This is a genomic window from Oceanobacillus sp. FSL K6-0251, assembly GCF_038004725.1.
GTDB lineage: Bacteria > Bacillota > Bacilli > Bacillales > Amphibacillaceae > Oceanobacillus > Oceanobacillus oncorhynchi.
This window is the reverse complement of sequence record NZ_JBBORS010000001.1, coordinates 1,897,953-1,917,877: the sequence shown is the minus strand read 5'-3', so window position 1 is coordinate 1,917,877 and position 19,925 is coordinate 1,897,953. Positions and strand designations below refer to the sequence as shown.

The 19,925-nt window shown below is 37.3% G+C and carries 24 protein-coding genes; 5 read left to right on the top strand and 19 right to left on the bottom strand.

The genetic code is table 11. From position 1 onward, the window contains the following. Positions 1-69: 69 nt before the first annotated feature. Positions 70-1,305 (bottom strand): ATP-grasp domain-containing protein, encoded by a 1,236-nt coding sequence (locus tag MKY45_RS09755; RefSeq protein WP_193064562.1) that lies wholly within the window; start codon positions 1,303-1,305, stop codon positions 70-72. Positions 1,306-1,542: 237 nt separating this feature from the next. Here MKY45_RS09755 and MKY45_RS09750 point away from each other — a divergent pair, with 237 nt between their 5' ends. Continuing rightward, the gene (locus MKY45_RS09750; RefSeq protein ID WP_341172870.1) at positions 1,543-2,439 is read left to right on the top strand and encodes a LysR family transcriptional regulator; all 897 of its coding nucleotides are present in this window, start codon (positions 1,543-1,545) and stop codon (positions 2,437-2,439) included. A gap of 291 nt (positions 2,440-2,730) precedes the next feature. On the opposite strand, the gene MKY45_RS09745 is transcribed toward MKY45_RS09750, so the two are convergent. Beyond that, the gene (locus MKY45_RS09745) at positions 2,731-3,717 is read right to left on the bottom strand and encodes an alpha/beta fold hydrolase (protein ID WP_319022566.1); all 987 of its coding nucleotides are present in this window, start codon (positions 3,715-3,717) and stop codon (positions 2,731-2,733) included. A gap of 196 nt (positions 3,718-3,913) precedes the next feature. Further along, positions 3,914-4,054, bottom strand: a complete 141-nt coding sequence (locus MKY45_RS09740) for an FbpB family small basic protein (RefSeq protein ID WP_256706057.1) — start codon at positions 4,052-4,054, stop codon at positions 3,914-3,916. A 351-nt stretch (positions 4,055-4,405) separates the two neighbouring features. Here MKY45_RS09740 and MKY45_RS09735 point away from each other — a divergent pair, with 351 nt between their 5' ends. Together MKY45_RS09735 and MKY45_RS09730 are read left to right on the top strand one after the other, a co-directional pair. Then, on the top strand, positions 4,406-4,618 hold the full coding sequence (locus MKY45_RS09735; RefSeq protein WP_193064559.1) for a helix-turn-helix transcriptional regulator: 213 nt from the start codon (positions 4,406-4,408) through the stop codon (positions 4,616-4,618). Beyond that, positions 4,615-5,013 (top strand): hypothetical protein, encoded by a 399-nt coding sequence (locus MKY45_RS09730; protein ID WP_193064558.1) that lies wholly within the window; start codon positions 4,615-4,617, stop codon positions 5,011-5,013. The genes MKY45_RS09735 and MKY45_RS09730 overlap by 4 nt, the downstream gene beginning before the upstream one ends. Positions 5,014-5,080: 67 nt before the next feature. Here the strand turns inward: MKY45_RS09730 and MKY45_RS09725 are convergent, their stop codons facing one another. From MKY45_RS09725 to MKY45_RS09715, 3 genes are all read right to left on the bottom strand, one after another. Further along, positions 5,081-5,875 (bottom strand): aminoglycoside N(3)-acetyltransferase, encoded by a 795-nt coding sequence (locus MKY45_RS09725; protein ID WP_289585227.1) that lies wholly within the window; start codon positions 5,873-5,875, stop codon positions 5,081-5,083. Between the two features lie 127 nt (positions 5,876-6,002). Further along, a complete protein-coding gene (locus MKY45_RS09720; protein ID WP_226895045.1) occupies positions 6,003-6,329 on the bottom strand; it encodes a permease in 327 nt (108 codons plus the stop codon). A 76-nt stretch (positions 6,330-6,405) separates the two neighbouring features. Continuing rightward, positions 6,406-6,615, bottom strand: a complete 210-nt coding sequence (locus MKY45_RS09715) for a helix-turn-helix transcriptional regulator (RefSeq protein WP_193064555.1) — start codon at positions 6,613-6,615, stop codon at positions 6,406-6,408. Positions 6,616-6,871: 256 nt separating this feature from the next. On the opposite strand from MKY45_RS09715, the gene MKY45_RS09710 reads away from it, so the two are divergent. Beyond that, positions 6,872-7,075: a hypothetical protein gene (locus MKY45_RS09710; protein WP_193064554.1), complete on the top strand. Its 204-nt coding sequence runs from the start codon at positions 6,872-6,874 to the stop codon at positions 7,073-7,075. A 140-nt stretch (positions 7,076-7,215) separates the two neighbouring features. Here the strand turns inward: MKY45_RS09710 and map are convergent, their stop codons facing one another. From map to MKY45_RS09645, 13 genes are all read right to left on the bottom strand, one after another. Then, positions 7,216-7,956: a type I methionyl aminopeptidase gene (gene map / locus MKY45_RS09705; protein WP_193064553.1), complete on the bottom strand. Its 741-nt coding sequence runs from the start codon at positions 7,954-7,956 to the stop codon at positions 7,216-7,218. A 285-nt stretch (positions 7,957-8,241) separates the two neighbouring features. Beyond that, a complete protein-coding gene (locus MKY45_RS09700) occupies positions 8,242-9,249 on the bottom strand; it encodes a ketoacyl-ACP synthase III (protein ID WP_341172869.1) in 1,008 nt (335 codons plus the stop codon). 1,207 nt (positions 9,250-10,456) lie between these two features. After that, positions 10,457-11,902: an MDR family MFS transporter gene (locus tag MKY45_RS09695; RefSeq protein ID WP_341172868.1), complete on the bottom strand. Its 1,446-nt coding sequence runs from the start codon at positions 11,900-11,902 to the stop codon at positions 10,457-10,459. Between the two features lie 203 nt (positions 11,903-12,105). Then, a complete protein-coding gene (locus tag MKY45_RS09690) occupies positions 12,106-13,137 on the bottom strand; it encodes a C45 family autoproteolytic acyltransferase/hydolase (protein ID WP_193064550.1) in 1,032 nt (343 codons plus the stop codon). Continuing rightward, positions 13,134-13,892, bottom strand: a complete 759-nt coding sequence (locus MKY45_RS09685) for a MerR family transcriptional regulator (protein ID WP_341173477.1) — start codon at positions 13,890-13,892, stop codon at positions 13,134-13,136. Before MKY45_RS09685 ends, MKY45_RS09690 begins: the two co-directional genes overlap by 4 nt. A 383-nt stretch (positions 13,893-14,275) precedes the next feature. Beyond that, positions 14,276-14,692, bottom strand: a complete 417-nt coding sequence (locus MKY45_RS09680) for an ester cyclase (protein WP_193064549.1) — start codon at positions 14,690-14,692, stop codon at positions 14,276-14,278. Between the two features lie 122 nt (positions 14,693-14,814). Continuing rightward, positions 14,815-15,330, bottom strand: a complete 516-nt coding sequence (locus MKY45_RS09675) for a ClbS/DfsB family four-helix bundle protein (protein ID WP_042533512.1) — start codon at positions 15,328-15,330, stop codon at positions 14,815-14,817. 37 nt (positions 15,331-15,367) lie between these two features. Continuing rightward, on the bottom strand, positions 15,368-15,598 hold the full coding sequence (locus tag MKY45_RS09670) for a DUF3923 family protein (RefSeq protein WP_042533511.1): 231 nt from the start codon (positions 15,596-15,598) through the stop codon (positions 15,368-15,370). Further along, positions 15,513-15,728: a helix-turn-helix domain-containing protein gene (locus MKY45_RS09665; protein ID WP_226895044.1), complete on the bottom strand. Its 216-nt coding sequence runs from the start codon at positions 15,726-15,728 to the stop codon at positions 15,513-15,515. Before MKY45_RS09665 ends, MKY45_RS09670 begins: the two co-directional genes overlap by 86 nt. A 217-nt stretch (positions 15,729-15,945) precedes the next feature. Continuing rightward, positions 15,946-16,554: a DUF6434 domain-containing protein gene (locus tag MKY45_RS09660; RefSeq protein WP_256706054.1), complete on the bottom strand. Its 609-nt coding sequence runs from the start codon at positions 16,552-16,554 to the stop codon at positions 15,946-15,948. Between the two features lie 27 nt (positions 16,555-16,581). Next, positions 16,582-17,316, bottom strand: coding sequence for an SDR family NAD(P)-dependent oxidoreductase (locus MKY45_RS09655; RefSeq protein WP_193064589.1), 735 nt, complete (start codon positions 17,314-17,316; stop codon positions 16,582-16,584). 63 nt (positions 17,317-17,379) lie between these two features. After that, positions 17,380-18,045: a Pr6Pr family membrane protein gene (locus tag MKY45_RS09650; protein WP_341172867.1), complete on the bottom strand. Its 666-nt coding sequence runs from the start codon at positions 18,043-18,045 to the stop codon at positions 17,380-17,382. A gap of 187 nt (positions 18,046-18,232) precedes the next feature. Continuing rightward, on the bottom strand, positions 18,233-18,418 hold the full coding sequence (locus tag MKY45_RS09645; protein ID WP_042533507.1) for a hypothetical protein: 186 nt from the start codon (positions 18,416-18,418) through the stop codon (positions 18,233-18,235). Between the two features lie 202 nt (positions 18,419-18,620). Between MKY45_RS09645 and MKY45_RS09640 the strand changes: the two genes are divergently transcribed. Then, positions 18,621-19,889, top strand: coding sequence for an aminotransferase class I/II-fold pyridoxal phosphate-dependent enzyme (locus MKY45_RS09640; RefSeq protein ID WP_193064545.1), 1,269 nt, complete (start codon positions 18,621-18,623; stop codon positions 19,887-19,889). Positions 19,890-19,925 lie beyond the last annotated feature (36 nt).

Genomic DNA, 19,925 nt, shown 5'->3' with positions numbered 1-19,925 from the left:
AATATTCACAAAATATTAGAAAAACTATCCAGCGAATAATAGAATCAACAAGGTAATTTCAAAAATAAGCTATGCATAATCTAAATGGATTAAGTTAATCAATTCTGTCGCTTTATTTTTTGCATCCTTAGAATTACTACTAGTTGTAATAACGTACCCCAGTCTATCATCCGAACTTTCAGGAACTTTTACAGCAGATCCCGACCGAATGCTTACTCCATATTTAATAACAGATGGATTCGTTTTAAGATGTTCTATACCACTTATGTTTGAGATTATTCCATTTTTCGGAGCAGTTAAATAAGCTATCGACGTTGCTTTTTTAAATGGAAAATATTCATTTATAGGTAAGCCCAAATAGAAGTTTACGGTCTCTTCAAAAATATCCCAACCGTAAGTATTCACAAGAAGCTGAGAAGAAATCTGATCTCCGCCGGGTCTTCCATTTACTTCGATAATTTTTGGTCCAGAATTCGTTAATTTTAATTCCACATGGCTTGGCCCGTTATCAATCCCTATGGCTCGTACAGCTTTAGAACCCACCTCGACAAGCTCTTCTTGTCTATTAAAATGTACGGAGGCAGGGACGGTATGGGATGTTTCTACAAAAAATGGTAAATCTGATGTTTCCTTCTCCGTAACGGATGAAAAAATAATCTCTTTGTCTTTTAGAAAGAACTCAACACTAAACTCTGGCCCCTCTAAATATTCTTCCACCAGATAGTCTCTGCTAACGTCAAATCCCATATAGGTCTTTTTAAATTCTCTTAACTTATGAAATGCTTGAACCATTGCTTCTTTATTATTGATAAAAAATACTCCCTGGCTACTCGCACAATTTGTTGGTTTCAGTACGACTGGATAGCCAATAGATTGTGCAGATTCACATGCTTCTTCCAAGCTTGATACTTTGGCAAATCGAGCGCTGGGAACGTTGTACTTTTTATACACAATACGCGCTGAATCTTTATTACGAGCGGTATATGCAGCAACTGAGGGAACAGTCGGCAAGTCCAGCCATTCCGCTACTTCAGCAGTATAATGTGAAGCATAATCAGTTGCAGGAATCAACGCATCTATTTTCTCATCATAGATGGAGTCTTTGATGGCGTTATAAATTAATTTTGGATTTCTAATATCAGCAATTAAAAAGTCATGAAAATAATTTTCATATCCATATATTTTAGGGTTATCCTTCGAAGACCCTATAGCAATAACTGTACATCCTTTTTGGTAAGCCCTCTCTACAAAATCGACTCCGTAGAAACTAGGCTCTACAAATGCAACAATTTTTTGTGTATCCATTTACTTACAGCTCCTTATTTTTTTCTGAAAATAGTCATCTTTCACTGCCAAAGATATATTCTTTATCATTTCAATTTCGTTCTAATATGCTAAACCATTTAAATCCATCATAATTCCCTCCAGTTATTGGTTTTTCCACTTTTTTGTGAGCAACATTATTGTATGATAAGATATTTGTATAAACCAGATTAAAAATCCGATAGTTTCCATCGGAAATATCGATTGGAGCGAAAATAAATGGATATAAAGCAGCTATCAACGTTTCAGGTTGCAAGTGAAACGTTAAATTTCACGAAGAGCGCTGAAATCTTAAACTATGCTCAGTCCAGTGTTACTTCTCAAATCAAAAGTTTAGAGGCTGAATTAGGGGTTAATTTATTCGATAGACTAGGAAATAAATTGGTATTAACTTCATTTGGAGAAAAATTCAAAAGTTATAGTGATACGATTATTTCCCAATATCATTCAGCTATTGAAGAAATCCATTTTGATAAAAATATGAAAAGCACTATCACAGTTGGAGCAACCGAAAGTCAATGTACTTATAAACTGCCTGAAGTGCTAAAAGAATTAAAAATGCTATTTCCTAATATAGGAGTGATTGTTAAACCGCTTCATAAATTCTCTGAAATTCAGGCACAATTACATTCTGGTGAAATAGATTTTGCATTTATGCTCGGTGAAGAAATAGAACGTGGCGGGGATAACTTGGAGATTTCAAAACTGGCATCAGAAAGGTTGGTTTTAGTTGCTTCTCCAGACAATACTATTTCACAAATTACTAACGCTAATTTACAAGATTTAACCGAAGAAACCATTATCCTTACCGAAAAAGGGTGTTCTTACAGAAATTTATTAGAGAGAACCCTTTCAAGTAAAAAAATAAACTTCCATGCAACGTTTGAAATCACTAACATAGAAACATTAAAAAATTGCGTGAAAACAAATCTCGGAATTGCTCTTTTGCCTTATGGAGTTGTAAAACAAGAAATTGAAAAAGGAGAATTAAAAATGGTCAGGCTGCCTGAAGAAAAGAATCGTGAAATATATCACTTTATCTCCTGGCATAAAGATAAGAAACTAACCCCCATTTTAAACTCATTTATTTCTGTTAGTGAACGTGTTTTCTTATAATCATGAGCCATATGAATTCCTTTACCTTCATCACTTCCATCCAATAATAAAGCCTGCAGAGAAAATGGAATTATTTCTCTGCAGGCTTTATATAAAAACTAGAAGCATTTGTATCATAATCAGATTAATTATTTGTATCATTTTTAAAATACATATTCTGAAAATCATACCGCTTCTCCCAATTCCATTCACTCTTCTATTTGCTCCTAACACGGTTTTACCCTGTTTCGATTATCATTGCATCCTTTCAATTTCAACAAGGACACTAACGTTTACAAATACTATAAGCTATTATTTTTCATCAGAAATTAAACCAATAAATGCACGAACTTCTTCACTTATTTCCTTATAACGCGTCCAATGCAGATAATGATGCCCCTCCAAGGTAACAATTTTACTGGCAGAGAAATCCGTTACCTGTGTTTCAAAAAAAGTCAGCATATTTTTACCATCCGCGGTTTCCTGATCTTCTTTTGGAGTAAAGAGTAAAACAGGCATATTCGCCGGAAATGTCATCTCTGCCGTTTTCTCAATATTATTGGCTATTTCATTGGCTTCGGCAACAACATTTTTGTTATTTATTTTCCAAGCCGAAATAGCCTTGGTCATTTTTAAATTATCTTCAGAATATGTACCGTCGGCAGCAAGCGGCAGGAAGTCTTCAGAGCTAATATATGTTGCTAACCTTGCCAATCCGGAAGGTGCTAAATAGCTCATATATCCAGGCATTGCTGGGGCAGCTTCATCAAAGTACGCTAACGCCTCTGGTAAAGTCGGGTCGATGCCTATGACAGCTTTGACCTCTTCTGGATACACATTAGCAAAATACATGCCGTATATTCCTGAAACGGAATGGGGCATCAATATATATGGACCATGGATACCCGATTGCTTTAGAGCGGTTCTTAATTCTTCAACAATATTTTCCACTGTTCGTTCTTTTTCGGTTAATTCACTCCAGCCATAACCAAATCCCTCGACCACGACTACTTTATTTTCCTTTGCTAATTCATTTAACAACGGTTCAAAATCTAAGGCTGGAGCGGCGGTTCCTAGTCCACTCATTAAAACAATCGTATTATCTCCTTCCCCTTTTATATAAATATGCATATCCTTCCCATCCACTTCAACAAATTCTCCGATTGGCGGATACGTTTTTTGCCCAAATGCAGTCATGATATTATTAAAAAGAAACCACATGACAAACGCAGCAACGGTAATCAATAATATATTCCTTAAAATCCTCCAAAGTCTAACTTTCCTTTTCGTTTTCATCATTATTTCCTTTGGCCTTCTTTCTTTTTAATTCTATCTTACCGTGCCAACGAACGTATAAGAATGAACCTGAGGAATATTTATGGATAGGCCTTGAGGCTTATCGGATATCGCTGACTAATTACTGCTAATCAACTTCTATATAATCCTTTTTTAGGCATTAAAAAACCACTTTAGTAAGCGGCTCTTACTAAAGTGGTTAGCTTTTTTTATAGCCTGGAAAAGCTTCTTGTTTCTTCTCTAACTTCTCTTCAATTTGGGAAATTCTTTTTTCATCGTTTAATAATTCTTGTCTGTTTAAATCGACCAATTGTTCAAAATTTAATGTTTTCGGCCTCAATTTATACCCTCCTCTCTTTCTATATCTTTATTATAACTTATAATCGTTTGTATAAATCAAAATTGTTTGAACATTTATTGAATTTTTTATAGTTTTTATAAGAAGGGTTAATAGATTATATTATGTTTTTTTATTCATTAAAAAAAGGCAGGATATTGGTGAAATCATAGATGCAAAAATTCTCACCCAGTCGCTAAGAGAATAATATTGTTTAAAATTTATATCCCTGGCCTTTAATACGAATTTTTAAGTAATTCATTTATATTTATGTAAAGATATATTTACATAATTACAAGTTCATGTTATAAATTATGTAAAGGTATATTTACATTTTATAAAGGTGGCGAGCGAATGCCTGTACAAAACAACATCAAAGAAATAAGAAAACAAAGAGGCATTAAGCAATTGAAATTAGCAGAGGATTTACAAGTATCGCGGCAAACGATGACGGCAATTGAAAAAAATAAATACAATCCAAGCTTAGAACTCGCTCTAAAAATTGTTAAGTACTTTGAACTTCCGATTGAAGAAATTTTCATTTTAAAGGAGGACGACAAATCATGAATAAGCATTTACAACCTTGGGTTTGGACGGTCGTTGGGAGCATTGGTTTTATTACTTCGCTGCTCGTGAAGACCATTATCTATTTATTTACTGGTCAATTTGATTTCTCCGGGCTTCTCGGATTGCTTGCCGGATTATTTATTATAATCATCATCAATATAATCATTGTTAAAACGAAAAAAGATAAAACGCCTTCGATAGACGAAAGAACCCTGAATAACATTAAAAAATTCTATGCTATTTCCCCGCATATTTATTTAGGAATCATCATTATAGGTCTCATTATTCTTTCCATAAAGGGAATGGAAGTGATTTCAATCACTTATCTGTGGGCAGCAGTTATGTTGTATTTGGTGTTAAGTGGAATTGGGTCACTCGTAATCCATTTAAAATAAGTGAAAGCTTTTTTAAAAACAAAAACAGGATAACATTTTTATCATTCTTACATGTTATCCTGTTTCTTTATTTTATATTTTTTCCTGTAAAATCAACTAAATCAGGCTGATAAATCAGCTTTGAGCGCGCTTCTCCAACATAGCCTTCCCAAATGGCAAATTCCTTTTCAAACTTTTCTCCGATTGCGGGGAACTTTTCCTCATCATAATCGAGCTCTTTATACTCTTTCCATACCCTCTGACCGTTTTCTAAAATCGGACTCATTTTATGAACTTCTTTTATTCCTGCAGCTTTATGTTCTCCATAATGCATGGAGGTGTTGGTTCCATAATCCGTTCCAAGCATCAACACATAGCCTTTGTTACGATATATATAAGCAAGCGGAGATTTATCTCCCAATCCATTATCTAATGAGTGATTACTTGCGATTTCACCCCTGTTCTTTCCCCATACAGAAAAAGAGAGTGCAGGATGATAACTGCGCCTAACATTGGGGTATGTTCGGAATGCCTCTGGTATAGTCCCCATTCCAAAGGTCGGTGTTACATCGGGATCAAACGGCGGTAATTCCTTCATTACTTCAGGAATCCATTCTTCTGGAATTGCCGGATTACTCCACTCTCTTGGATCCGATATGTCACCACTATGAGCTGGCATGATAATCGTCCCTTTTGAAGTTATCACGTCCTGTAAAGCATGAATAATAGCTACTGGGCCACCACAGACCCATCCTAATGATCTCATGGAGGAATGGACGATTACCGTCATTCCTTCATATAAGCCCAGCTTTCTGAAGTCATTCGCAAGCGAGCTGCGCGTTTGCGGTGCATTGGATTGTTGGATTAATTCTTCCTGACTCATAATGAAAAACTCCTTTGTATATGAGAGAAATCACAGTAATAGACGGACATGATTTCATATGATTCCATTCTTTCTGATATTTTTCTGTCCATATGTATTATCGATTATTTCATCAAACTAGAAAATATTAATACTTTTTCGCAGCGATGACCATGCAAATAAAGACCGTACAAATGGTTAATGCTGTCAGAATATAGAGCACGTCTAATGCAGATAGTGTTAAGAGATTAAACTGCAGAATAATCATTAGGATCATAAAATAAACTAATAAGGCGAAATAAGCATACTCCAGCCCCTTTTGCCTAATTAACTTCATTCGTTCATCTTTTTGTTTGAATTGCGGATAAAGATAACTCATGCAAAAAGCCATAATACCTAATGATGGCATGATATAGGTGGAAGTTGGCGGAAATGCATTTGCCATCACCGCTGCAAATACAATAAAACCAAACATACCTGCCTGAAAAAAACCTAAAATTAAAAAATAGCCCCCGGCTTGCATCTTTATTCACGATATCCCTCCTGCTCATTTATTTTTTATAATCTTCTTCCTCTAAAATAAAAACATTCTCTACATTAGTTTGAAAAAGTTCGGCAATAATCATGGCTAAAGGAAGTGATGGGTTGTATTTTCCCTTTTCAATTGAAATAACGGTTTGTCTTGAAACGCCAAGCAGCTCAGCAAGTTTTTCCTGAGAATAATCAAATTTTCGTCTGAATTCCACCATATTATTTTTCAATCGATTTCAGCCCCTTCATGATTAATGCTAAAGTAAAGGTCACTTGACGTCAAGTGTCCTTTACTTTACTTATTTAACGTGTCCGTCCGAATGATGCAGTCTAACGGACATGTAAATTATTTATAAAATCATAACTAACAGCCGCTGTATTTCGCACGCTTTTTGTAGTTTGGAAATTTTGATACAATAACCCCAGAAAGCAGGTTTTGACAATTCCATAATCGAATGACCTAACAAAGGAAAAAGGGGGATCTTATTGGCAGGCTTATTAGAAAACATATCCCAATTATCTGGAGCAATCCTCTTGATATGCGCCGTTTATTATTATTTTCATTTTAAAAAAATCAAAAAGGAAAGAAAATTAACAGCCATGGAGCGAACCGTTTATGTCCTGACTCAAATTGCGATTTTCCTATGGATGGGCAGTAATTTAATTCTGTTTCTAGATCGAATTTATTAAAGGGCGGTAATGGCCTTTATTATGCCATACCGCCCTTTAATGGAATGAAAATCTATAGTCTTTAAATAACGATGGAGATAACTAAGCTCAAAAACAAAATGGCTACTTAAACAATCTGGTTTAAAACATTAAAAACATACTTACAATGTAGTAATAATCGGTCCTTCCTTCGTCAGAATAATCGTATGCTCATATTGCGCTACAAAGCTTTCATCCGTCAGGAAAGTCCACCCGTCATCCGATTGGTAAACTTCCTCTTCCAGTGTAGAGATAAACGGTTCAAAAGCAATAACCATACCATCTTTTAAAATTTCATCATCCCAGCGGGAGTAGTAATTGAAAATATGGTCCGGTGCTTCATGAATAGATCGGCCAACGCCATGCCCCGTAAGGTTTGTTATAACAGTTAAATCATTTTGCTTGGCTGCATTGTGCACCGCTTTTCCAAGACCGCTTTTTTTCGCACCCGGCTTTGCCTTTTTCAGACCAGCATCAAATGCTTCTTTAGCAACGTCACATATTTTCTGCAGGATTTCCTCTCCATTTCCGACTACAAAGGAAATTCCAGTATCGGCAAAATAACCGTTTTTCGAGCCTGACACATCAATATTAACAAGGTCGCCTTCCTGAATAATCCGTTTCCCCGGAATACCGTGGGCTACTTCTTCATTTACGCTGATGCATGTATATCCAGGGAAATCATATTCTCCTTTTGGTGCAGATTGTGCTCCTTCTTTTTCAAACATCTCGCCTGCTATTTCATCCAGCTCTTTCGTTGTGATTCCAGGTTTTGTATATCGGACTAATTCATTTCGAATGGCTCCACAAATTTTACCGATTTCTTTTAGACCTTGAAAGTCTTCTTCTGTCTTTGCAATCATTGTGTATCCTCACTTTTTAAGTATTTTATAATTTATATTTCATTTTGATTTTATCATAAACAGTATGGATTTTTCTTCAACTAAAAATTCTTTGTAAAAAATAAACAATCAAAAGGGCTATCTTTTTTATTCTTATAATGGCGTATCATACAGCCAGTTATATATAATAAATGCTACTCTAACTATTTTTAGAATTTGACGGATTGTATCGCCATGATTTTATTAAAAATAAGAGGACTTTCGTACATAAATGCATTACGAAAATCCTCTCCTATACATATTTAATTATAATGGTCTCGGCGTATTAACTTCCTCATCAAAATTTATTTTTAACAGTTGCCCTGCATGCACCAAGCCGGAACCGAAGCCGTACAGAAGCGCTTTATCTCCATTCTGCACTTTTCCATTCCGAACACCAAGGTCCAGTGCCAAAGGAATGGTTGCTGCTGAAGTGTTCCCAAATTTCTCAAGGCTATAAAGTGTTTTTTCGATCGGGTGTCCTATTTTTTCACAAATCGGTTCAATCAATCTCAGGTTGGCACTATGCGGAATAAACCAATCTACCTCATCTAAGCCGGCTTCCGTTTTCTCTAAAAGCTGTTCAATGCTTTTCGGCACCTTCCTTACTACCCATTTAAAAACTTCTCTCCCGTTTTGGACAAGATATTTTGTGTCAATTAGCTCTACATCATTCACCTTGTTAGCTAAGCTGGTTTGATATACATACTGTGCGCCGCTACCATCGCTGCCCAAATGGAAGCCGATAAAATCTTCTGCGTCCTCATCTTTTTCCACTAACACTGCACTGGCAGCATCACCGAATAAAATACAGGTGCTTCTGTCGGTATAATCCGTTACTTTTGAGAGCGTTTCTGCTCCAATCACAAGCACCTTCTTATGAAGGCCGGAACGGATTAAACTATTCGCCGTATGCAGACCATAGACAAACCCCGCACACGCTGCACCTAAGTCAATGGCCCCTGCCTGCTTGATTTTCAGCCGATTCTGTATAATGCTTGCAACAGACGGGTAAGGAAAATCCGGCGTGCTGGTTGCTACAATAATCATATCGACATCTTCCACTGTTTTATTATATCTTCGCATTAAATCTTCCACAGCAGCTACACATAAATCACTCGTAAATTCATCTGAACGCGCTATTCTTCGTTCGTGAATTCCAGTTCTCTGTACAATCCAATCATTTGTTGTCTCCACCATTTCTTCCAGATCGAAATTCGTTAATTTCTTCTCAGGTACATAGCTTCCGATCGCAGTCATTCTTGTTCCAATCATCGAATCCCTCCAAAATAATTAGAAGTTAGTATTATTATCTGGTACTAATTATAACATAAAACGAAACATCAGTCAGTGGGAGTTTTTCGGACGGTTCTACGTAATAAAAAATATATGATAGGTTCTGTAAAATATAATGCATGGTATTTATCATTCTATATCAAATCATTCCAATCCATATTTCTCAGTGTAACATGGTGAGCCTCTACTTCTCTCATCTATGCTGCCAGATGGCGTAAATCCAATAAAAGTAACATCGCATAATTGAAGGCACTTCTTCCAACGACTTTTTTATTTTACTTAGATAAACTGCCTAAACACATTCTTTCCAATCATTATAGCAATATTCGCTATTCTTCCCTCATTTTCAACAAAAATGTCAGATTATGCGCTTTCCCGGGAAATATTCCATGTCATTAACGATAATATTTTTAGCAATGCAGAATATGAAGCCAATACCTTCATTAATTATAAAACGAAAAATTTCATGCAGCAGGAGTTTTAGACACACAAAAGTTCTTCTTCGGGGTAGGTAATCGCAATGGTTTCAGTGGGCGAGTAATCGCAGGCCCAAGGCGTGGCGAACTTAGTCTGTTTCCTTTCTCCCACTGAGTTATCTTGAGTAATTCAGGAAGTTAGCTCACCAGATTTCCCGCCTAAATAAATTCATTTCACGCATTATTTTAATGTCTCCAGACTGCCGATATTCTAGAAGTCCGTTATGTTTTATCATTGTTTCGGTATTCGTAGGATTTCACTTTAATATCTAATGATTGATATAATCCTTTTCACAAAGCTTTAAACAACTTTCTTCAGCATATCAATCGACATTAGTTTTTTATAAAAATTTTTAACTAAAAGTCTAAAAAACTATTTATTTAAATATTATGAATAATGTAAATTATAATTATAAAAGGCAAACAAATTTTATAATAGACAAATGGAAAGAGTCCTGCACAAATCCAAATTTGAAACATCACTTTTGAATAAATTCTATTCATCATTTCCATTTGCTTTTGTCTCTTTATTGAAAAACAAACGTCAAGGGGTCCCCTTGACGCTGTTTCAAACTCTATTTTTCATAACACTTTAACAAACTGCTAAAAAAACCTTTAAGAGATAAAATAACACACAGTTCAAAATACCCTTACGCAAGCTCAATCAAATACCTGCTGGATAAGTCATTTCATTTTCCCTCTGGCCTGTTTTACCTCGATTCACGAACTGTCCGCTCTTCTCTTTCATCCCGCTGCATATGACTTTGCTCTTCAGCAGGGGAATTGCCATTCTTCATAAAGAAGCTGATTACAACCCCAATCAGAGAGAGTATTGTAATGACCATAAAGGCTGTATTAACACCATGGATCATTGGATAAGATATATCCAGATTATGCTCTGCAGACATTTCCGTTGTTGTCATTATGGTAATGACAATTGCTGTTCCAACAGAGGCTGAAACCTGACGCATCGTATTCGTCATCGCCGTACCATGTGGAATCAAGTCTCTAGGCAGCTGATTTAAACCGGCAGTTGTTACAGGCATCATGACCATAGACAGACCGAACATCCGGATCGCATACAGAATCGTAATCATTAACATTGATGTGGACGGTCCCAGATTGGTAAATGCAAATGTAGAGATGGTAATAATGATAAGGCCGGTTACTGCGAGCCACCTCGCACCGAAACGGTCAAATATTTTACCCGTGATGGGAGACATCATTCCATTCACTAAAGCGCCGGGAAGAAGCGCAATTCCTGCTTCCATCGCAGTAAAACCGCGTGCATTCTGCATATAAAGCGGAACTAACGTTTCCGTGCCAATCAATCCCATAAATGCAATCATGGGAATAATCGTTGATAAAGTAAAAATAGGATTTTTAAATACCCTAAACTCCAGCATAGGCGTCTCCATACGTAATTGCCTGATAATGAAACATACTAGCGCTACCGTTCCGACAATCAGGGTAGTAATCGTAATGGGACTTGCCCAGCCATTGTTTCCTGCACTTGTAAATCCATATAGAAATCCGCCAAAACCGAAAGATGACAAGATAATCGATAACATATCCAATTTCGGATACGTTAATTCCGTAACATTTTTCATCACTTTAGCTGCAAATACAATAACGATAATTGCTATAGGCAGAATAAGAAGAAATACGGCGCGCCAGGAGTAATTCGTGATAATCCATCCGGACAATGCAGGACCAATCGCTGGAGCAAAAGAGATTACCAGCCCTACCAATCCCATCGCTACGCCGCGGTTCCTGACAGGAAAAAGTAGTAAAAACACAGTCTGCATCAGCGGCATGATTACGCCTGCACCGCTGGATTGAATGATCCTTCCTAAAAGCAGCATACCAAAGTTCGGAGCCATGGCAGAAAAAGCGGTTCCGACAGCAAACACGGTCATCGCAGTAATAAACAGCTGCCTAGCCGTGAAACGTGCCATTAAAAATGCCGTGACTGGTATCATAACGCCATTGACGAGCATAAAAACCGTCGTCAGCCATTGTCCGGTATTGGCACTTACATCCATTTCGTCCATGATTGGCGGGATGGCAGTAATCATCGTCGTCTGGTTTAAAATTGATATGAACCCACCTGTAAGAAGTACGATAATGATAGGTGTTTTATTAAATGATTGCACTTTTCTATGACACCCTCCTTCATATAACAAATTACAATAGTGACCATGTTACAGGAATGATTTCGTTTTGTCGACGATTGTGCTTTACATTTCCCCGCCATAGCAAGGTAAGAAATTAAAGCAGAGAACAACAAATTTAACGCGCTTTGGTTAAGAAAAGATGTATTTAAAGGATGGCATGATTTCAATCTAAACCCGCCATATTAATAAAGGAAGCTCCCGCTTGCTATCTCCCCTTCAAGTAAACAAGGCAGTTTTTCTTTTCCTTTCAGCCAATCGTTGAACGAAAGGAAATAGGGATCACCATTTCCTCCAATCCCCGCCATTACACCCCGGTCTTTAGGGCAATAGACCACCGTATGAAGTGTTCCAAAGTATTCTTTATAATCCTTGAAAAATAATGGCGATTCTTCATCGTTAAATATATGATACGCAGAAATTGGAGTAACATTTTTCTTTTCCAAGGCTTCCAAATAATTTTTACGGTGCAGCGAACCTTGAATGAATGCTCTATTTTTTTCACTTAGCTGCTTAGATTCAAAATGATTCGTACATATCAGCGGTGTCCTTTTATAAACAATCTGTTGCTCAGGTGATACTTCCACAACGGCATTATTTCCTTCTCTATCCATGATGGAAAAGTTCACGCAATACTGATGGGGAACTTGTTTGATAAGTGAAATTGCTTCATAAATGTCAGCACATTGCTCCAAGACCATTCGGCATATCGTCGTTGCCAAAAAGCCTTTTTGACTGACCTTTTCATTTACTAAATGCAGCCCAATCACAAGCCCCTTTTCATTCATGCCATCCAGTCTGCCAGTAATCTGCTGACTGAACCCGATGCTTGCATAGCTGTTATCCGGATTGAGCAGAACCAGTCGAGCATCATATAATGCATCACTAAAATCATAATTTCTCACATACAAAGAGTCATTGGCCAGTGTGGTACAGCCCATGGAAGGCATTTGTATATTGTACCCTCCAAACAGCTGCATTGCTGTATCTACATGAATGTTCATCCCTGCAGCCAGCCCCTCTATCTCGTTCAAAAGACTTGGCGAAACTTTCTCTATTTGTTTTCTTGCTTCCAGCATGTTTCCATTCGTCTGTAATTCCGTTTGCTGTTTCCATTTTGCATTCGATTTCAGCGCAATGCCCTGTTTCCTGCCGATTTCATACATCTTCCCTTTTAGTTCCATGACTTCCACCTGCAGTTTTTTTCTATGCTTCATTGCTTCGCCCCTATATAACTGACAGGCATAATGATGTCGGCTGTTTCCATCTGGTCACCGCGATACCATTCCAGAATAGAACCAGCAGGAGTCCAGCTGTTTGTCACGCAATAATCCATTAAGCTGCGATAAGCTCTTTCAATTTTTGAAAAGTCTTCATTAAAAGGAAGACCGACACAGAAGCTGCCCCGCATTTTTTCTGAAAAAGCATCTGGAAAGAGTGCTGTATTTATTTCTCGGGATACACCGAAGCCAATCTCTGCTTTGACTTGATTTCTGTTTCCGGATATATACCGTAAATACATGTTGTTAATCGGAATATAGTGCTGTTTCATCTGTTCTCTTCTGAAAACAAACTCCCGGCTAAACTGTCCCGCAGCGGATTCTGCCTCAAACCAAATGACTTTCTCTCCCGTTTTTTCAAACATATAAATCTCTTTTTTCTCATTATCACATTCTAAATAGCGAAGACTGACTTCCAGCTGTCTCTGATTTTCTTTTATGGTTTGAATCCATTTCTTCTTCATCTGCTTCCGGCTGTTTTCGTTCGCTTCTAAATAAAGCTGAATATCACGGATAGGAACCTTAGCTGCCCGCAAGCTTGCAATCAGCTTGGCGAGAGGAATTTGATCTTCGGCATACATGCGGTAGTTACTGCTCTCCTCCCTTACTGATTTCAGAAGATGCTTTTCTTCATAAAAACGAAGGGTGCTTTTTGGTATTCCAGTCTGTATTGAAAAGACCTGTATCGTCATCAATATGTTTTCCTCCAATTCCCTTTCTTAACTATAAGCATAACCCTTTAAGTAACTTGAATGTCAAGAAGTACTTTGCGGACTGTTACTTCAAAAATGCCATTTAAATTCATTCAATCATTAAGTTTTTGAAGCCCTTAATGATTGAATTGTCTTCACGAAATGAATCATCTGTTCCCGCAAAAAAAATCAAAAAACACTGAAGCAGCTGCATTTCAGTGTTTTCTTAACTAGATTTTGATTAGAACGTTATGTTTCTTAAACTTACTCGCTTTCCGAACTAATTTTCAAAAGGTTATCATACTATACATCAACAGCTCCATCCTTCATATAGAGCTAGCAAAAATTAATGAATTTTCAAGTAAGTCCAACTGAACATACCACTAAAATACTTCCAGCTGATTCATAAAATCCATTACATCAGAAGAAACCCAATAATCTTTGATTTTACCCTTTTCAATACGGAATATGTCCGTTCCATCAAAGGAAACAAGCTTTCCTTTCTCTGCTTTTGCTCCCTCCATATTACCATTATAAATGCCTTCAAAATTCCAGCGGGCGGAAACATAATTTCCTTCTTCAATGGGCTGAACCACTAGGGACATGTTTACATTTTCAAAATAGTATTTAGCAGATTCAACAACATCCTTTAATGCTTTTATCCCTTTTGCGCTGCCCGAATCTTTGCCATCTGTTCTTGCTTGATGTACTGTGCAATTCTCATCAGTAATGTCATGCAGAATAGATATGTCTTCATTCCAGGCATTCATCCATGCTTGATAAATTTCTTTTCCATTCATATTATAAACTCCTCTCTTGATTAATAGGATTCCATTAATAACATGATACGTTAGTAATTTCCCGATTAACTTCCTATTCTTTTTTAGTATCTGCTTATTTTGCAGATTGAAACAATGCAAACTTATACTCCCCGAACCTTTTTCCACTTTCTAATCTTCGTCCGGAATGTCTTAAACGGCGCCACTGTATTAATATGGATCCATTTCCAAATCGCCCAGCTGGAAGGAGTCGTCGTCGCCCATTGTCTGCCACCCTGCTCAAATAACTCTTTATCCTGATAGCTTTCTACCAACTGAATGACCCGGTCAACATCTTGATGAAACTTCTCAATCAGATTTCCCAATGAATCATCTGCATACGTATCATAGAAGCTTTGATAAAGGCCGCCGAGATTATTCCATTTATAATCCGGCGTTGGCGTGATAGCATCTTCCCCATTTTGATTGGCCTGCTCCCAGAATAAGATTAAATTCATCCATCCCAGCTGATAAGCAATCATTTGTGCCGGCGTTCTGTCTACATCATCTACAGAGACATCTTTATCTGAATGATTCACTGAATCAAATTCACTAATAAATAAATTGGCTCTCTTAGTGATTTCATCAATTAGAGCTTGTTTACTCTCGTATCCCTGCATGTCATCCATCCTTTCTGATATGTAAATTGTTTTATTTTTAATTCTTTGCCAGAGACGGATGCTTTCTTTTCCTTGCAAAATATAAAAATATCAATTGACCTATCAGAACAAGTACAAAAAATCCGCCTAAAACCATAAATGCAAGAAATCTTAATTCAGGAGTCTGTACCACCCCTGCTCCGTCAACATCTCGAACGCCGATAGCAACAGATGCTGCTATAAAAAATAGTATCCAAACGATACTTGTTGTCCACCAAATTTTCATCATATGTATCACCTATTTGTTTTCCTGTAAAATAGTTGTAGACAAAGCGGGAGCAGCCGATTGTCTTATGAATGAAGGTGATTTGTTTTTTGTTCGGATAGATACGAAAACGAAATGCTTTTTTTACTTTCATGGCTTCTTACCTCCTCCTGTCTATTATATCAGAAGAAGGATGTTTTCGGAACATTTGTTCGATTTAATATTGAACAATCGAAACACTCAAAAGCAATCTTTTGTGCATAGGAGATTCATCTCCCCCTTACCTCTACGCGCTTGAAGAGGGAGTTTTCTCTCCTTTTTTTGATAAAAATAGCATGTAATCTCCCAATCCAGATTCGTGTTAACTTACTTCATTCCGCTTCAGATGCAGATCGATATACATTATCGCCGCGTCTGCTCCGAACTTCCTTCCAGGCACTGATTGCGTCTTGCAGTGATTTTCCCTTATTCGCCGAATCATCAAAATAAGCACGAATAAACGTATTATATTCAAATTGTCCGGAAATCGTTGTACGCTTTCCTTTCTTTTTATCTTCTTCTAATTGATAATAATGATCTACTACGTCTTGATATGTTTTTCCAGCATTGGCTTTGAGATAATTCTGCAAGGCTACAGAGAAATGAAACTTCGGGCCAATCACACGTTTAAAAAATTCTCTATGCTCCTGCGTGCATTTAAAATTGGATTCAATCACCGTTTCCAAGCTCATCGAATCTGCCTTTTTCCGTTTTTCTGGATATGCAGGTGCTTTTTTAGACTTGGCAGCTTGTGATAGCTCCCCTGTTTTTAAATAATGGATGATACGTTCTGCAATTTCTGTTTTAGCTCCTGAAGTTTGCATTCCTTTCTTTCTGCAAAAATCCTGCAATTCCACCTTCAACCAATAGAAATCTAAAAAATCTTCTACCGAAATGTTCTCATCCAAATAAGGACGAGTCTCTTTGTTCTGTCTGTTCATTTTTTCGCTCCCCCCTGACGTGCAGCTTCATCTCAGATAACCGCCGTTATTGATATCAAAAGTAGCTCCTGTATAATGTTTCGACTTATCCGATAACAAGAACACTACTGTTTCAGCAACATCCTTAGCAGTTACTGGTGTATCAACTAATTCGCTATGTAAATATTCTTCTTTTCTCCACGAAGGGATGACTTCCATCATCGAGGTGTCCACCATCGTCGGCGCAACAGCGTTTACCCGGATGTATGGAGAAAAATTCATGGCACAGCTTTTCGTCAGCCCCAGAATTGCTGCTTTTGAAGCACCATAGATTGCATCCGAGCTCCCTTCCATCCCTGCAACGGAGGACATATTGACAATCACGCCAGGTTGCTTTGCTTGAAGCAGCTTTTCACCAAACAGCTGCGAGAAATAAATGCCTCCCTTTACATTCACATCTAATACCTTGTTTATTTCATCCTCTTGATAATCTGAAATATTTTTTGCTAAGTAGACACCCGCATTATTCACTAATCCATCTAACTCGGGATGTTCTGTTTCCAGATAATGAAAGAATGCAGAAACTGCTTTATAGCTGCTGATATCTAATGCATATGTAAATAATTTGTCGCGATGATCTATCCTCTGCTTTAAATCATCCAGTCCTTCTTGATTCTTATCACACGCTATAACAGCCGCGCCTACCTCTATACACTGCCGGACCACTTCCTTCCCTATTCCAGCAGCTGCACCAGTGACGATAATTTCTCTATTTTGAAGCACCATTAAAATCTCCTTTATTTCCTTTTATTATATATCCATTTCCTCAAACTCTTTCATGCAAATCTATCGCGACGAAATAGCTCTATTCTTATGACCGATATACAAAAATATTCGATTAGATACAATCAGCAGAAACCCAAGAATAATATAAACAAATAAAAAAGCGGCAATAAAGCCTGCAACATTTGAATAACTTCCCACGCCTGCCGGAATCTCACCATTGGGGTTTAAAAAGAAATAGGGGTAAAACCCGTCCATTAATCCTCTCAAGCTTGAAATAACACAATAAATAACCGGATAAATCATCCAATAAAAAATATATTGATAGCTGTATCTTTTCTTCGTCTCCAAAAGAAGCCAATTGATAAAGACGGCTATCGGAATAAAATAATGCAGCGTCACATTCGTGATGGTGCGGATGCCAGTATATTCACCCCCGCTGGCAAGAAGAAAATGATAGGTAGAAATGCAGACAAACATATATATAACGGAAGCATTTTTGAAAAAATCCAAGAATGGACTCTGATTTTTACGATTTAAAATGGCGACGCTGCTGCACAGAAAGGTTATCGCGACCATTAAATTCGCTTGAAACGTAAATTTCGTTATTGATACCAAAGGGTCCGGAGAGTAGGCGACGTGTAAAATAACACTGATAAAACCTGTAAGCCCAATTAACAGATGAAAACCCAGCTTTAACCTGAATGGTCTTTCAATTACATTTCCCATATAAATACCCCTATTTTATTTTCGATACAAAATAGCGCAGCATAATTAAGGCTGCTCTGTTAGCTGATTTGCAGCTGCTCCTATTATAGAATTCTACATATTTACTATAACTCCTGCTCTTATAGTTGAATTTAAACAGTTTATTAATGCAGAAATGATCTCCAAATTAACTTTCCCCTTCCCTGCTTCACATTACATCCGTCACCCATCTCAGCACGCCTCTAAATGACCAAAAGAGAATCCGAATCGGAAGAATGATAACTTCCGGAATCCAAAAAAGAATATCAAAAAACAAATCGGTCTTTGTATAATCTCCTTTCCCCTTTTTGCTTTTCCTTGTTTTCGATTTCTTCTTTTCCCACCAGTCACTCATTATGCTATTCCTCTCCTTTCTTATTATCTTTCTTTACGGGTTACAGCCGGGAAATGTTTCAATTATTCAACAATTTATAGAGGAAATGCTTCCTTGTTAAATAGATTTGTAAACTTCTCATGTTTTCCCTTGCAATTCTTATTGAATGAAATAAAATAATTAACAAGAGATAAAATTAAGTTACACATGCCGGAGGGATAAAATGAGTACGCTACAACAGATGGATCATTCCAGTCTGCAACATCTTCATGAAAAAACAAAGAAAGAATTGGATGCAATCAAGAAAGAAAATCTATCTTTAAATATGGCGAGAGGAAAGCCAAGCGCTGAGCAGCTGCAATTGTCATTGGAATTGTTAGACAGCGTTACTTCTAAAAATATTGGGGATAACTTTTTTGTTTTAAATTATGGGATGGTAGATGGTCTGCCAGAAGCAAAAGCATTATTTAAAGATCTATTAGAAGTAGATACAGAGGAGATTTTAATCGGAGGTAATGCCAGCCTGAATATCATGCATGATTTGATTTCAAAAGCATTGATTAAAGGCGTTATTGATAGCGAAACTCCTTGGGGTAAAGAAGATGCAATTAAATTTATATGCCCTGTCCCCGGTTATGACAGGCATTTTACGATTTGTGAACAATACGATATCGAAATGATTTCCGTAGAGATGCTGAATGACGGTCCGGATATGGACAAGGTGGAAGAGCTTGTACGCAACGATGCGTCCATCAAAGGAATGTGGAGTGTTCCGAAATATAGTAATCCCGAGGGTATTACATATAGTGATGAGGTCGTGGAACGTTTAGCTAAAATGGAAACGAAAGCAAAGGATTTTAAAATTTTCTGGGATAATGCGTATGCCATTCATGACCTGACGGATCATCCTCCAAAATTAAAAAATATATTGGAAGCATGTAAGGAACACGGAAACCCAAACAGAGTATTTATGTTTGCATCTACTTCCAAAATGACTTTCCCGGGCTCTGGTGTTGCAGTCGTAGCAGCAAGCAGGGAAAATATCAGCTTTATTAAAGAGCAGTTAAGCGTGCAGACAATTGGTCCTGATAAAGTAAACCAGCTGCGCCATGTCCGCTTTTTTGAAAACTATAGTAATCTCCTGGAACACATGAAAAAGCATGCGGAAATTATGAAGCCTAAATTTGATGCCGTAATAGAAATACTTCATTCCAAACTGGATTCTTATGGCATTGCAACATGGGCAGAACCGGATGGAGGCTATTTTATCAGCTTAGATACGATGGACGGCTGTGCTTCTGAAGTAATCCATCTTGCCAAAGAGGCTGGAGTCACCTTAACCGGAGCCGGAGCAGCCTTTCCATATGGGAAAGATCCTCGTGACAGAAACATTCGTATTGCGCCATCATTCCCATCGTTAGAAGAAGTGGAAAAAGCAATCGACGTGTTATGTACATGCATTATTCTTGTAAGCACGAAAAAATTATTATAAAAGATAAAACTTGCCATTTGCCGGGTTAGCAGGCAA